This is a genomic window from Mesorhizobium sp. B2-4-13, assembly GCF_006658535.1.
Lineage (GTDB): Bacteria > Pseudomonadota > Alphaproteobacteria > Rhizobiales > Rhizobiaceae > Mesorhizobium > Mesorhizobium australicum.
Genome location: NZ_VFVB01000001.1, coordinates 401,709 through 415,940, shown reverse-complemented (window position 1 = coordinate 415,940; position 14,232 = coordinate 401,709). Strand labels below are relative to the sequence as shown.

General features: G+C 65.0%; 10 protein-coding genes and 1 pseudogene. 4 read left to right on the top strand and 7 right to left on the bottom strand.

Annotated elements, in window-relative coordinates:
- Positions 1-99: 99 nt before the first annotated feature.
- Entirely contained in the window at positions 100-1,002 is a 903-nt protein-coding gene (locus FJ936_RS02035; protein ID WP_140787266.1) for an EamA family transporter, read from the bottom strand.
- A gap of 199 nt (positions 1,003-1,201) precedes the next feature.
- On the opposite strand from FJ936_RS02035, the gene FJ936_RS02030 reads away from it, so the two are divergent.
- Together FJ936_RS02030 and FJ936_RS02025 are read left to right on the top strand one after the other, a co-directional pair.
- Positions 1,202-2,194 carry an adenosine kinase gene (locus tag FJ936_RS02030; protein ID WP_140786956.1) on the top strand — a complete coding sequence of 331 codons (993 nt, stop codon included), beginning with the start codon at positions 1,202-1,204 and terminating at the stop codon, positions 2,192-2,194.
- Positions 2,195-2,466: 272 nt separating this feature from the next.
- Positions 2,467-3,183: an antitoxin Xre/MbcA/ParS toxin-binding domain-containing protein gene (locus FJ936_RS02025; RefSeq protein WP_140660543.1), complete on the top strand. Its 717-nt coding sequence runs from the start codon at positions 2,467-2,469 to the stop codon at positions 3,181-3,183.
- A gap of 11 nt (positions 3,184-3,194) precedes the next feature.
- Here FJ936_RS02025 and FJ936_RS02020 read toward each other — a convergent pair.
- Positions 3,195-3,391: pseudogene (locus FJ936_RS02020) on the bottom strand (arginase family protein); the annotation flags it as partial.
- 39 nt (positions 3,392-3,430) lie between these two features.
- Between FJ936_RS02020 and FJ936_RS02015 the strand changes: the two are divergent.
- Positions 3,431-3,634 (top strand): hypothetical protein, encoded by a 204-nt coding sequence (locus tag FJ936_RS02015; RefSeq protein WP_140786954.1) that lies wholly within the window; start codon positions 3,431-3,433, stop codon positions 3,632-3,634.
- A 25-nt stretch (positions 3,635-3,659) separates the two neighbouring features.
- On the opposite strand, the gene FJ936_RS02010 is transcribed toward FJ936_RS02015, so the two are convergent.
- Both FJ936_RS02010 and FJ936_RS02005 read right to left on the bottom strand, forming a co-directional pair.
- Positions 3,660-5,939, bottom strand: coding sequence for an NADP-dependent malic enzyme (locus tag FJ936_RS02010; RefSeq protein WP_015314164.1), 2,280 nt, complete (start codon positions 5,937-5,939; stop codon positions 3,660-3,662).
- 132 nt (positions 5,940-6,071) lie between these two features.
- The gene (locus FJ936_RS02005) at positions 6,072-7,265 is read right to left on the bottom strand and encodes a glycosyltransferase (RefSeq protein ID WP_140786952.1); all 1,194 of its coding nucleotides are present in this window, start codon (positions 7,263-7,265) and stop codon (positions 6,072-6,074) included.
- Positions 7,266-7,425: 160 nt separating this feature from the next.
- Here FJ936_RS02005 and mutS point away from each other — a divergent pair, with 160 nt between their 5' ends.
- The gene (gene mutS / locus FJ936_RS02000) at positions 7,426-10,158 is read left to right on the top strand and encodes a DNA mismatch repair protein MutS (RefSeq protein WP_140786950.1); all 2,733 of its coding nucleotides are present in this window, start codon (positions 7,426-7,428) and stop codon (positions 10,156-10,158) included.
- Here mutS and FJ936_RS01995 read toward each other — a convergent pair whose 3' ends face one another.
- From FJ936_RS01995 to FJ936_RS01985, 3 genes are all read right to left on the bottom strand, one after another.
- A complete protein-coding gene (locus tag FJ936_RS01995) occupies positions 10,159-11,004 on the bottom strand; it encodes an aldo/keto reductase (RefSeq protein ID WP_140786948.1) in 846 nt (281 codons plus the stop codon). It abuts the gene before it with no gap.
- Positions 11,005-11,101: 97 nt separating this feature from the next.
- Complete coding sequence (locus tag FJ936_RS01990) at positions 11,102-11,494, bottom strand: DUF305 domain-containing protein (protein ID WP_140786946.1); 393 nt, start codon at positions 11,492-11,494, stop codon at positions 11,102-11,104.
- Positions 11,495-11,537: 43 nt separating this feature from the next.
- Positions 11,538-14,051 carry a heavy metal translocating P-type ATPase gene (locus FJ936_RS01985; RefSeq protein WP_141906064.1) on the bottom strand — a complete coding sequence of 838 codons (2,514 nt, stop codon included), beginning with the start codon at positions 14,049-14,051 and terminating at the stop codon, positions 11,538-11,540.
- Positions 14,052-14,232 lie beyond the last annotated feature (181 nt).

Here is a 14,232-nt window from a genome sequence, read left to right as displayed (position 1 = left end):
CGGACACAGCCACAAGGCAGGACGCCTCCGAGATAGGCGGTGCGGCCCGCGAGCACAAGCGCGGGCCGTTGCTTGCCTTCGTATGTTCCCCAGATCTGCCTATCGGGCTAAGCCCGGCTTACGAACCGGTATGGTCATGGCCGCCACGCCGGCGACGACAAACCCCATGCCGAGCCAGGCCGTGGGCCCCAGGCTTTCGCCGAGGAAGACGGCGCCGATGCCGACGCCGATCGGCACCCGCAGATAGGCCTGAGACGTGGTGCCGACCGAACCCAGCGTGTGGATCAGGCGGAAATAGATGACGAAAGCCAGTGCCGTCGAAAACACGGACAGGCCGAGCAGGGCAAGGATGGAAGCCGTCGAAGGCGCCAGCGTCCATGGCTGGTCGACCGCCAGGCTGAGCGGTACCAGCATGACAGCGCCGCACAGCATCGAACCGGCGGCGGGAAGCATCGGATCGAGGCCCTTGAAGCCTCGGCCGAAAATGGCGGCCCCGGCATAGCAGATCGTCGCCGCGACGATGGCGATCTGTGCCCAGAGCTGGTGGCCGATGCCGCCAAGCGCCTGCGTGCCGACGATGAGGCAGATGCCGGCGATGCCGGCGCCAACGCCGACCAGCTTGCGCACGGTCACCGGCTCATGACGGGTGATAAGCGCCGTCAGCAGGAAGGTGAAGATCGGCGAGGTGGCGTTGAGGATGGTGGCAAGGCCGGCGTCGACCGAACGCTCGGCCGCGGCGATCAGCGTGAACGGGACGACGCTGTTGAGGCAGGCCTGGAAGGCGAAGCGGCGCCAGCTTGCCGCATCGCCCGGCATGGCAAGCCCGCGCCAGCGGATGATGGCGAACAGGATGGCGCCGGCGATCAGGGTGCGGGCCGCGATGAAGGTGATGGGCGGGATGGTCTCTACGCCGATCTTGATGAAGGTGTAGGAGGCTCCCCAAAGCACCGCCAGCACGCCGAGCAATGCCAGGTCGATGGTCGTGTTGCTTTTGGCAGGCATGGGCTCGCGCCTTCGGACCGTGATCGAACAGGCGCAGATGTAGGCGACATCGCGACGAAATGTTTCGGCCACGGTCGAATTGTCGTAGCGCCTGGCTGGCGCGGCAAGGACAGAAAATCGGTTGCCAGTTTTCAGGGTCATGCTGTAGACCCGCGCGGGCATGGCAAGAAGCCGGCCCGGGTTTTTGGCGGAGACATTGATGCCGGATTATGACGTGCTTTGCATCGGCAATGCGATTGTCGACATCATCGCCCAGTGCGAGGAGGAATTCCTCGAGACCAACGGCATCATCAAGGGCGCGATGAATCTCATCGACACGCAGCGCGCCGAATTGCTCTACAGCCGCATGGGCCCGGCGATCGAGGCCTCCGGCGGCAGCGCCGGCAACACGGCGGCCGGTGTTGCCTCGTTCGGCGGACGCGCCGCCTTCTTCGGCAAGGTCTCCAGCGATGCGCTGGGCGAAATCTACGCGCACGACATCCACGCGCAGGGTGTCGCCTTCGACACCAAGCCGCTCGAGGGCGAGCCGCCGACGGCGCGCTCGATGATCTTCGTCACGCCCGATGGCGAGCGTTCGATGAACACCTATCTCGGCGCCTGCGTCGAACTCGGGCCGGAAGATGTCGAAGCCGACAAGGCGTCCGGCGCCAAGGTGACCTATTTCGAGGGTTATCTGTGGGACCCGCCGCGCGCCAAGGAAGCCATCCGGCAGACGGCGAAACTGGCGCACGCGGCCGGCCGCGAAGTATCGATGACCTTGTCGGATTCGTTCTGCGTCGACCGTTACCGCGACGAGTTCCTAGACCTGATGCGTTCGGGCACGGTCGATATCGTTTTTGCCAACAGCCACGAGATCAAGTCGCTTTATCAGACGTCGTCGTTCGACGAAGCGCTGGCGCGGATCCGCAAGGATTGCAAGATCGCGGCGGTTACCCGCTCCGAAAAGGGCTCGGTTATCGTGCGTGGCGACGAGACCGTGGTCATCCAGGCGACCGCCATCAAGGAACTGGTCGACACGACGGGCGCCGGCGATCTCTACGCCGCCGGTTTCCTGCATGGCTACACACAGGGACGCGACCTCCAGACCTGCGGCGATCTTGGCTCACTGGCGGCCGGATTGGTGATCCAGCAGATCGGCCCCAGGCCAAGGCAGAACCTGCGCAAAGAGGCCGAGCGGGCGGGGTTGCTGTAACAACGCCCTTTCTCTTCGCTCGCTGTTGGGGAAAGGAGGCAAGCGCGGACAGCTTCTCATCGTCGCGCAGTTGTCACATACCGCTCCTACACGCAAATGCGAGCGTGCCGTGACTGACATTTCGACATGCTAATCGGGGTGTGAAGCAATGCAGGACAGCAACCTGTCGGGTCGCTGCATCCGTTGCCGTCGCACTTTCCACTTTCCGCCGTAACCGTTCAACAACCGGCCGCGGCCAAGGGAGGAGAGCGCGCGGCCCAGAAAACAGATGCATGACAAGATTTCAGACCAAGACGACATTTCAGACCAAGACAACCGGCATCACGCAGGACGATTTCGCCGACATGGTGGCGGAAAGGGTCGAGCGTGCGCTTGCCCACTATGACGAAGCCATCAACGGCCCCACAATGGTCTCGGTCGGCAAGATCGCCGGCTCGATAGCGTCCGCCGTCACCTTGCTGTCGCCCAAGCACCAGCGCGCCATCGACGCCATCCATGCCGACCTTCCGGGCCTGGCCCAGAAATTCGTGCGGGCGCTGGCGGCGGAAGCCGCACGCCGCGGCGAAGCCGGCGCCATGACCGCCACGACGCTGTCGGCAGAGGCTGAAACAGTTGCCGCGCTCCCCCAGTCCGACGACCTCGAATCGATGCTGATCGAGGACTGGGCCGGACGCGTCGCCGGCTCGACCTATCTGGAAGAGAACCTGCGCATCGCCCGCTCCACCCTGCACCGCTGGCAGAGGCGCGGCGACGTCATCGCTCTGCGCAAGGGCGGCCGCAAGCACGTCTTCCCGCTGGCGCAGTTCGTCGATGGCAGGCCGGTCGCGGGCATAAGCGACGTGCTGGAGCTGATCGGCAATCCGAGACTCGCATGGCTGTGGCTGACCCGTCCAGCGGCGCACCTTGATGGGCGTATTCCCATCGACCTGCTGCGGCAGGACCAGGCGGAGGAAGTCGTGGAGGCGGCGCGGGCGTTCGCGCCGGGGTGAAGTCGGCGCGGTCATCCCTTTCGTTCCGCGAGCAGGCCGAGATAGTGCTGCAGCACCGCCGCCCCGGCAAGCGACGTGACATCGGCGTGGTCATAGGCGGGCGCCACCTCGACAACGTCGGCGCCGACAATGAGTGCCCGTGCCGGGAGATAGGCCGGGTCGAGGCAATCGATGTCGAAGGTCAGACGCGAGCCCGATCTTCCACGACCCGGCGCTTGCTGTCCGTGAGGCCGTCAATTGCGGCGGCGTGGCGCTGGCCGACAACATCATGGTCGAGGACCTGCTGGCCAGCGGCCAGCTGGTCGCGCCCTTCACGATCCGCCACGCAATCCCACAGAGCTACTGCCTGTGGCAGAAGCCGGGCAACCGCATTTCAATCAGCGCCAGGCTGTTCCGGGATTGGCTGCTGTCCGAGATCGCCAGCCACAAGCAGGTGATGCGGCTGGCGTGAGGCGTCCAACACGGGGGGAAGCCCCTCAAGCCCCCGCCGTATAGGCGGCGATCGCCGCCATGTTGACGATATCGCTGTCCTTGGCATTCAGTGACACGATCTGCACCGGCTTGTTCAGGCCGACCAGCAGCGGGCCGATGACGGTCGAGCCGCCCAGTTCCTGCAGCATCTTGGTCGAGATGGAGGCCGAGTGGAAAGCCGGCATGATCAGGACGTTGGCCGGACCGGTCAGCCTTATGAACGGGTATTGCGCCATGGCGCGGGCGTTGAGCGCGACGTCGGCGGCCATTTCGCCATCGTATTCGAAATCGACGCGGCGCTTGTCGAGGATGCGCACGGCTTCCTGGACGCGCTCGGAACGTTCGCCCTGTGGATGGCCGAAAGTGGAATAGGCAAGCATGGCGAGCCTTGGCTCGTAGCCCATGCGGCGCGCGAAGCCCGCCGCTTCCTCGGCGATGTCGGCGATCTGCTCGGCGTTGGGCATGTCGTGCACGGCGGTGTCGGCGACGAGCACCGTCTTGCCGCGCGCGAGCACGATCGAGACGCCGATGACGCGGTGACCGGGCTTGGCGTCGATGACGCGCCTGATGTCGTCGAGCGCGGTCGAATAGTTGCGGGTCACGCCGGTGACGATGCCGTCGGCGTCGCCCAGCGCCACCATGCAGGCGGCGAAATGGTTGCGGTCGTTGTTGATCAGCCGCTGGCAGTCGCGGAACAGGAAGCCTTTGCGCTGCATGCGCTCGTAGAGATAGTCGGTGTAGATCGAATTGCGGCGCGACAGGCGCGCATTGATGATCTCGATGCCTTGCTTGTTCAGGTCGATGCCAGCGTGCCTGGCGTTCTCCTTGATGACGTCGTCGCGACCGAGCAGGATGGCGGTGCCGAGCCGCTGGTTCACGTAGGAGACGGCGGCGCGCATCACCTGCTCCTCCTCGCCCTCGGCGAAGACGATGCGCTTGGGCTGGCGGCGCACGCGGTCGTAGATGCGCTGCAGCGTCGAGGCGATCGGGTCGCGGCGGGCGGAAAGCTCCTGCGCGTAACGGTCGAGATCGAGGATCGGCTTGCGGGCGACGCCCGAATCCATTGCCGCCTTGGCCACGGCGATCGGGATGGCCGAGATCAGGCGCGGGTCGAACGGCACCGGAATGATGTAGTTGGGGCCGAATTTCGGCCGGTTGCCCTGATAGGCCGCGGCGACGTCGTCGGGCACGTCCTGGCGCGCCAGTTCGGCCAGCGCGCGGGCGGCGGCGATCTTCATGTCGTCATTGATGGTGGTGGCCCTGACATCCAGCGCGCCGCGGAAGATGTAGGGAAAGCCGAGCACGTTGTTGACCTGGTTGGCGTAATCCGACCGCCCGGTGGCCATGATGGCGTCGGTGCGGATCTCGGCCACTTCCTCCGGGGTGATCTCGGGATCGGGGTTAGCCATGGCGAAGATGATCGGGTTCTTGGCCATCGACTGCACCATGGCGGTGGTCAGCGCCCCCTTGGCCGAAAGGCCGAGGAAGACGTCGGCGCCGTCCAGCGCTTCGGCCAGGGAACGCGCCTCCGTCTTGACCGCATGCGCCGATTTCCACTGGTTCATGCCCTCGGTGCGGCCCTGGAAGACAACCCCCTTGGTGTCGCATAGGATGATGTTTTCTGGCGAAAAACCCATCGCCTTCATCAGCTCGATACAGGCGATGCCGGCCGCGCCCGCACCGTTGCAGACCAGCTTCGTGGTCTTCATGTCGCGGCCGGTTATTTCCAGCGCGTTGATCAGACCGGCGGCCGAGATGATGGCGGTGCCGTGCTGGTCGTCATGGAAGACCGGAATGTCCATCAGTTCGCGCAGGCGCTGTTCGATGATGAAGCACTCCGGCGCCTTGATGTCCTCCAGGTTGATGCCGCCGAAGGACGGACCGAGGAAGCGCACGCAGTTGATGAACTCGTCGGCATCCTCGGTGTCGACCTCGAGGTCGATGGAATCGACATCGGCGAAGCGCTTGAACAGCACCGCCTTGCCTTCCATCACCGGCTTGGAGGCCAGCGCGCCGAGATTGCCGAGGCCAAGAATGGCGGTGCCGTTTGAGATGACGGCGACCATGTTGCCGCGCGTCGTGTAATCGAAGGCCCTGGATGGGTCCTCGGCGATGGCGCGCACGGGCACTGCCACGCCTGGCGAATAGGCGAGGCTGAGATCGCGCTGCGTCGTCATCGGCTTGGTGGCGACGATCTCCAGCTTGCCGGGCCGGCCCATGGCGTGGAATTCGAGCGCTTCCTGCGCGCTGACGGACGGACCGTTGTTCTCGGTTTTCCTGGCCATGGTGCTTTTGATTTCCTCGCCGGTGCGGCACCTCCTTGAAGCGGGTACCTGTGTGCTTGCGAATTAAGACCACGGGCCGCCGCGTGTAAACCACGAAGCTGGGCAAGGCTGCTTCAAAGCGGATACGGCCGGTCAGAAGCCTTTCCGCGCCGTTCCCAATGTCGTGATTTCATCCGCATGCTGGCGGGCCGTTGCCCAGCGCCGCAGCGTCCTGGTTCCGGGAAACGGCCATTGCGTCAGCGGCGGTTGGCTGCTTCCCATCCTCTTCAACAGGTCGGACAGGAACACTGTGAGTTCCTCCCGTTGAGCCCGCACCCCGGCCAGCGTGCGGTCGCGTATCTCCTCGCGCGGAATGGCGCGGTCGCGCAACGTCTCGACAGCGCGCCGGATCGCCGCCGGATCGGGCTCGGCGATGATGCAATAGTCCGGATCGAAAAAGACATCCCGGCCGCCAAGGCTGGGCGTGCTCACCACCGGCAACCCGGCCATCAGATATTCCATGCTGGAGCACATCGCCCCTTCCGCCGCCGACAGACAGAGCCCAACCGCGGCCTGGTTGTAGACGCGGTTGACCTCCTGCGGCGCCAGCCAGCCAGTTAGGCCATTGACGATCGGGTTGGCGATACGATGCAGCGGCGATTGCGCCTGCAAGCGACGGATGAAGGCACGGTCGCCGGCCTGCGGCAGCTCGCCGATCGAAAAGGTAATGTGGGCGAGCCTTTCGATATCGAAGGCGAGGTGGTGGCGCTTGGTGTGCGAAATGCGGCCGTTATAGACCGCATCAAACTCGACAGGAATGTCCGGCAGTGGTCGAAATATGTCCTCGCTGACCATCAGATTGTGGTTGGAGAAGATCGCGGTTCCTCCGGCAGCAGTGACCAGACGACGCTCCTCTTGCGTGTTGCAAAGAAAGATCAGTTCGTGAAGCGAGAAGCTCTCACGGTACCAGGCGAGATCCCTGCCAAGCTTCGCGACGACATGGGGCCGCTCAAGCGTCCAACTCGGCATCAGCAGGAACACGGCGCGGCGCGAGGCCAGGCGACGGCCGATTGCCACCACTGAGTTGAGGGGGCGCTCGCCGCCGATCGGCGTGTAGATCAGCAGCGGATCGTGGCTGAGCACGTAAGCTGCAAGCCGAATGCCGCTATCCAGGTGGGACAACGGACCGCTGAGCGGCAGCGCGAAAGGAAGGCGCTTGGCTGCTACAAATTTAAGCCTGCCCAACCGTTGGCTGGCGTGCCGAGCTGTCATGAGCCAGAAGCGCTCGAGCGCCGAGTCGATCGGTCCCACCATCTCCTCGAACGTTTCGTGCCCGTCTTTGTCCATGACGTCCCCGCCATTATTGTCCAAGATGACAGATATTCGCGATCGCCGCGTCGGGCAATGCAGCTGAACAGCCGTTCCATGAAGACGGCTCGCGGTCTTCCCCTGCTTTTCGATGGCCTGGCATTAAACCCCGCCATCACATCTGCTAGCGTGCCGCGCCATGAACATGCACAGCCCGAACGAGCCCGACGCCGCCCCCGAGGCGATGACGCCGCCGCAGCCCGGCGTTGCCGCCGTCACGCCGATGATGGAGCAGTTCATCGAGATCAAGGCGGCTAACCCGGATTCGTTGCTGTTCTACCGCATGGGCGATTTCTACGAGCTGTTCTTCGACGATGCCGAGAAGGCGAGCCGGGCGCTGGGCATCGTGCTCACCAAACGCGGCAAGCATCAGGGCCACGACATTCCAATGTGCGGCGTGCCGGTGCACGCGGCCGACGACTATTTGCAGAAGCTGATCGGCCAGGGCTTCCGCGTTGCCGTCTGCGAGCAGATCGAGGATCCGGCCGAGGCCAAGAAGCGCGGCTCCAAATCGGTCGTGCGCCGCGACGTGGTGCGGCTGGTGACGCCGGGCACCATCACCGAGGACAAACTGCTGGCGCCGTCGGAATCGAGTTATCTGATGGCGTTGGGTCGGGTGAAGGGCGGCAGCGAGCACAGTTTTGCAATTGCCTGGATCGACATCTCGACCGGTGCTTTCCGCGTCGCCGAGACCACCGCCGACCGGCTGCTGGCCGACATCTTCCGTGTCGATCCGCGCGAACTCATCCTCGCCGAGCCGGTGTTTCATGATCCCGACCTGAAGCCGGTGTTCGACGTGCTCGGCCGTGTCGCCAGCCCACAGCCGCCGAGCCTGTTCGATTCGGCCTCGGCTACGGGGCGGATCGCGCGTTTCTTCGAGGTGGCGACCCCGGACAGTTTCGGCACGTTTTCGCGCGCCGAATTGTCGGCCATCTCGGGCGCCATCGCCTATGTCGAGAAAACGCAAAAGGCCGAGCGACCGCCGCTGTCGCGGCCCGAGCGCGAGGAGCAGGGCTCGACCCTGTTCATCGATCCGGCGACGCGTGGCAATCTCGAACTGTTGCGTACGCTGTCCGGCAGCCGCGACGGTTCGCTGTTCAAGGCGATCGACCGCACGGTGACCGGTGGCGGCGCAAGGTTGCTCGCCGACCGGCTGATGGCGCCGCTGACCGACCCGGCGGCCATCGGCGCGCGGCTGGACTCCGTCTCGTTCTTCCGCTCCGAGGTCAGGCTTTGCCAGGCCGTGCGGATGAGCCTGAAGAGCGTCGCCGACATGCCGCGCGCTCTGTCCAGGCTCGCGCTCAACCGGGGCGGGCCACGCGATCTCGGCGCGCTCCGCGCTGGGTTCGAGGCGGCCGGTACCATCGCCGGAACCTTTGCCGCGACCGCCTTGCCCCAGGAGTTGGCCGGCGCGATGGCCGCGATCAAGGCGCTGCCCAAGGCGCTTGCCCAACATCTCACCCAGGCGCTCGGCGACGAGCTGCCGCTGCTCAAACGCGACGGCGGCTTCGTTCGCGGCGGCTACCACCCGGACCTCGACGAGATGCGGGCGTTGCGCGACGAGTCGCGAAAAGTGATTGCCGGACTGGAGCGCTCGCTGATCGAGGAAACCGGCATCCGCTCCCTGAAGATCCGGCACAACAATGTGCTGGGTTACTACATCGAGGTGACGGCCAATCATCACGCCGTCATGACTGGCAGCGATGGCGCCAAGGCGCGCTTCATCCACCGCCAGACCATGGCCAACGCCATGCGTTTCACCACGACCGAACTCGCCGAACTCGAGACCAAGATCGCCAATGCCGCCGACCGGGCACTGAGCATCGAACTGGCCGCCTTCGATGCGCTGACGGCGGAGGCGGTCGGCGCGGCCGAGGCGATCCGCGCCGGCGCCGACGCGCTCGCCGTGCTCGACGTGTCGGCAGCGCTTGCGCTTCTGTCGGAAAGCGAGGCCTGGTGCCGGCCGGTGGTGGATTCCAGCCTCGCCTTCGAGATTTCAGGCGGGCGGCATCCGGTGGTCGAACAGGCGCTGCGCCGTTCGGGCGAAGGCCCATTCGTCGCCAACGATTGCGACCTCTCGCCGGAGGGCAATGCCAAGAACGGCGCGATCTGGCTGCTGACCGGCCCCAACATGGGTGGCAAATCGACGTTCCTGCGGCAGAACGCGCTGATCGCCATCCTGGCCCAGACCGGCTCCTTCGTGCCGGCGACATCGGCCCATATCGGCGTCGTCGACCGGCTGTTCTCACGCGTCGGCGCCTCGGACGACCTGGCGCGCGGCCGCTCGACCTTCATGGTCGAGATGGTGGAGACGGCGGCGATCCTCAACCAGGCCGGCGAACGGGCGCTGGTGATCCTCGACGAGATCGGCCGCGGCACCGCCACCTTCGACGGGCTGTCGATTGCCTGGGCGGCGGTGGAGTATCTGCACGAGAAGAACCGCTGCCGGGCGATCTTCGCCACCCACTTCCACGAAATGACGTCGCTCGCCGGCAAGCTGGCGCGGCTTTCCAACGTCACCATGCGGGTCAAGGAGTGGGAAGGCGACGTCGTTTTCCTGCACGAGGTCGGCAAGGGTGCCGCCGACCGCTCCTACGGCGTCCAGGTAGCCCGCCTTGCGGGCCTGCCGGAAGCGGTGGTCGACCGCGCCAAGGCGGTGCTGCACCAATTGGAGGAAGGCGAGGTCTCCGGCAAGACCAACCGGCTGGTCGATGACCTGCCGCTGTTTTCGGTGGCGATGAAGCGGGAAGCGCCAAAGCTGGTGAAGAGCGACGCTGTGGGCGCGGCACTCGGTGAGATCAATCCCGACGAGATGACCCCCAAGGAAGCGCTGGAGGCGCTTTACCGGCTGAAGGGGCTGGCGGAGAAATAGTCAGATCATTTCCAGTCCGCGCTTGCGCGTCGGTGGGGGGAATGCACAGTCGAGATCGGCGAGGTCATCGGCCGTAAGCTTTATGTCCAGCGCGGCAAAATTCTGGCGGACGTGCTCCTGGCTGCTGGCCTTGGGAATGGCGATAACGCCGTCCTGATGCATCACCCAGGCCAAGGCGATTTGCGCAGGGGTCGCATTGTGACGGGTGGCGATGGCCTCCAACCTGGCATTGCGCGCCAACGCGCCCTGCTCGACCGGCGAATAGGCCATCAGCGGAATGCCGCGCTGGCGGCTCCATGGTGCAAGGTCGAATTCGGGGCCGCGCCGCGACAGATTGTAGAGCACCTGATTGGTCTGGACATTGCCGCCCGAGCGCAAACCGGTGAGCTCTTCCATTTCATCGGTATCGAAATTGCTGACGCCCCAGTGGCGGATCTTGCCGGCCTTCTTCAGAGCCTCGAAAGCGTCGACGGTCTCGGCCAAAGGCACGCTGCCCGGCCAGTGCAGGAGATAAAGATCGATGCGGTCGGTGCGCAAGCGCTTCAGGCTTTTCTCGCAAGCCGCCGGCACGCCGGTGCGCGAAGCATTGGACGGCAGCACCTTGGAGACGAGAAAGAGTTCTTCGCGCCGGCCGGCGATGGCTTCGGCCACCACCTCCTCGGCGCCGCCGCTGGCATACATTTCGGCGGTGTCGATCAGCGTCATGCCGAGGTCCAGCCCAAGCTTCAAAGCATTGACCTCCCCGGCTCGACGGCGGGCATCCTCGCCCATTTTCCAGGTGCCCTGTCCCAGCACCTGGACGGCTTCGCCCGAAGGCAGCTTGGTGGTTCTTGTCGTCGTGGGCATGGGGGCTCCTGGGTAAGCGATCGAGGCGCATGGCATCACAAGCATACGGAGAAATCCAGGATGGAGCTCGGGTTCTCCGGTCGCCGCCGTTGATGCCTTACTTCACCGGATGGGCAGCGAGCCAGTCCTGCATCTGCTTGACTTCGGCTTCCTGCGCGGCGATGACGCGTTCGGCGAGTTTGCGGATTTCCGGATCCTTGCCGTTGGCCAGTTCGACCTTGGCCATGTCGATCGCCCCCTGATGATGCGGGATCATGCCGCGGACAAAATCGACATCGGCGTTGCCGGTATATTGGGAGGCCATCATGTCGGTATGCATCTTGTCCATCGCCGCCTTGTAGCCCGCCGTGGAAGGGCTTTCCGCCCCCATGGCCATGGCACCCATGTCGTGCTTCATCTCCTCGCTCCGCGCCGGCACGCTTTCGAGGAAGACGGCAAGCAGCATTCCGGCGCCCATCAGCAGCAGCACGAGTTTTTTAGCCAAGGTCATTCATGGTCTCCTGTCGGTTGGATTTCGTATCTGGGGGTTAATCTCACAGTTTCAACGTTCTCAGGCGCAATGCGTTTGCGATCACCGAGACCGAGGACAGGCTCATCGCCGCCGCCGCCAGCATCGGCGACAGTAGCGTGCCGGTGAGCGGATAAAGCACGCCGGCCGCGACCGGCACACCAAGCACATTGTAGAGGAAGGCGAAGAACAGGTTCTGCCGGATATTACCGATGGTCGCCTGGGCCAGCGTTCGGGCGCGGACGATGCCGTTGAGGTCGCCCTTGACCAAGGTGATGCCGGCGCTTTCGACCGCGACATCGGCGCCCGTTCCCATGGCGATGCCGACATCGGCGGCGGCAAGCGCGGGCGCATCGTTGACGCCGTCGCCGGCCATGGCGACGGCGGCACCCTTGCCGCGCAGTTCCTCGACCAGCGCTGCCTTCTGTTCCGGCAACAGACCTGCCCGAACCTCGTCTATGCCGAGATGTCCAGCGATCGCCCTGGCCGTGCGCTCATTGTCGCCGGTCGCCATGATGATCCGCAGCCCGCTGCCATGCAGCGCCTTGATCGCCTCGGCCGTGGTCGCCTTGACCGGATCGGCGACGGCGACGATGCCGGCCAGCTTGCCGTCGACAGCGACGAACATCACCGTCTTGCCATCGCCCTGCAAGGCTTCCACGCTGGCCAGGACCCCGGAAACGTCGATGGCGAGATCGGCCATCATCGCGGCATTGCCGAGCGCGACCTTCTTGTCCGACACCGTGCCGGAAACGCCTTTGCCGGTAACCGCCTCGAAGCTGCCGGCCTCGGCGATCTTCACGCCGCGCTGGCCGGCTCCGTCGACGATGGCCTCGGCCAGCGGATGCTCCGACCCTTTTTCCAGGGTCGCGGCGCATCTCAGCAATTCGTCCTCGGAAAAGCCGCTGGCAGCAACGACATCGGTCAATTTCGGCCGGCCCTCGGTCAGCGTGCCGGTCTTGTCGACGATCAGCGTGTCGACGGAGGCGAAGCGCTCGAGCGCGGCGGCTTCCTTGATCAGCACACCGGCATGCGCGCCGCGCCCGGTGGCGGTCATGATGGACATCGGTGTGGCGAGACCCAGCGCACAGGGACAGGCGATGATCAGCACCGAAACCGCCGAGACGATGGCGAAGATCAGGCTGGGCTCGGGGCCGAAGATCGCCCAGGCGACGAATGCGGCGATCGCGACCAGGACGACGGTCGGGACAAAGTAGAAGGAAACGCGGTCGGCCAGGCCTTGGATCGGGGCGCGCGAGCGCTGTGCCTTGGCGACGAGTTCGACGATGCGCGACAGCGTCGTCTCGGCGCCGATCCGTTCGGCGCGCATGATCAGCGAGCCATTCTTGTTGAGCGTGCCGCCGGTCAAGGCGTCGCCTTCGGCCTTCTCGACCGGCAAGGGCTCGCCCGTGATCATCGATTCATCGATGGAGGAGCGGCCTTCGAGCACCGTGCCGTCGACCGGGACGGCATCGCCGGGACGGATGCGCAGGCGATCGCCGGTCTTGACCTCGTCCAGCCCGACATCGATCTCGGCGCCGTCCTCGGCGACCCGCCGCGCGGTCTTCGGCGCGAGGTCGAGCAAAGCTCGGATCGCCGATCCGGTCTTCTCGCGGGCGCGCAGTTCCAGCACCTGGCCGAGGAAGACCAGCGCGACGATGACGGCAGCCGCCTCGAAATAAACCGGCACCGCACCGCCATGGCCGCGAGACTGATGCGGAAAGATGTCCGGGAAGAGCGTGGCGACGACGCTGTAGAGATAGGCGGCGCCGACACCCAGCGAAATCAGCGTCCACATGTTGGGGCTGCGGTTGAGCATCGAGTCCCAGCCGCGATGGAAAAACGGGAAAGCGGCCCACAGCACCACCGGGCTCGCCAGCACCAGTTCGATCCAGACCTTCGCGCGATCCTCGACCAGGCCCTCAAGCGGCAGGCCTACCATCGGCGCCATGGCTACGATCAGCAGCGGGACCGACAGCACCGCGCTCACCCAGAGGCGTCTGGTGAAGTCGACCAGTTCGGGATTTGGCCCTTCATCGCCCGTCGGCACGCCCATGGGCTCGAGCGCCATGCCGCAGATCGGGCAGGAGCCGGGCTTGTCGCGGAGAATCTGCGGATGCATGGGGCAAGTGTATTGCGTGCCCTTGGGCATCGGCGCCGGCGCCGGCCTGTCGCCGAGATAAGTTTGCGGCGCCGCCTCGAACTTCGCCTTGCAGCCGGCCGAACAGAAATAGAAGCCCTGGCCTTCATGGCGGACGAAATACCTGGCGTCGGCGCGGTCGACGATCATGCCGCAGACAGGGTCGACGGCGGTCAGGTAGCGGTCCGGCTCGGCCTGGAACTTCGAATGGCAGCGCTCGCTGCAAAAATGATAGAGGCGGCCGCCATGCTCGAATGTCGGCTTGCCGGCGGGCGGCTCCACCGTCATGCCGCAGACCGGATCGCGCAGAACCGCATCCGAATCTCCGCCCGTGCCCTTTGCCGCGCAGCAGCCGCCATGAGCGCCATGCGTGTGATGATCGTGATCTGAATGCGTCATTTCTAATGCCTCGATGCACCTACTTCGAAGCAGAGGTAGTGCTTCCAGTAACTGGAAGGTCAAGGGCTGTTTTGGATTCGGTTCTCCGATCCCAGCGGATTGACCAAATGGCGAAAACTGTACACAACCGCGCGCCCACACTAAAAAGCGCGCCGCTTCTAATATATCGTTCGCCGCCATC

Coding starts and splice junctions, on each gene's coding strand:
- FJ936_RS02005 (WP_140786952.1), bottom strand. CDS start 7,265: ATGGACAAAGACGGGCACGAAACGTTCGAGGAGATGGTGGGACCGATC.
- FJ936_RS01990 (WP_140786946.1), bottom strand. CDS start 11,494: ATGACCTTGGCTAAAAAACTCGTGCTGCTGCTGATGGGCGCCGGAATG.
- FJ936_RS02025 (WP_140660543.1), top strand. CDS start 2,467: ATGACAAGATTTCAGACCAAGACGACATTTCAGACCAAGACAACCGGC.
- FJ936_RS01985 (WP_141906064.1), bottom strand. CDS start 14,051: ATGACGCATTCAGATCACGATCATCACACGCATGGCGCTCATGGCGGC.
- FJ936_RS02030 (WP_140786956.1), top strand. CDS start 1,202: ATGCCGGATTATGACGTGCTTTGCATCGGCAATGCGATTGTCGACATC.
- FJ936_RS02010 (WP_015314164.1), bottom strand. CDS start 5,939: ATGGCCAGGAAAACCGAGAACAACGGTCCGTCCGTCAGCGCGCAGGAA.
- FJ936_RS02035 (WP_140787266.1), bottom strand. CDS start 1,002: ATGCCTGCCAAAAGCAACACGACCATCGACCTGGCATTGCTCGGCGTG.
- FJ936_RS01995 (WP_140786948.1), bottom strand. CDS start 11,004: ATGCCCACGACGACAAGAACCACCAAGCTGCCTTCGGGCGAAGCCGTC.
- mutS (WP_140786950.1), top strand. CDS start 7,426: ATGAACATGCACAGCCCGAACGAGCCCGACGCCGCCCCCGAGGCGATG.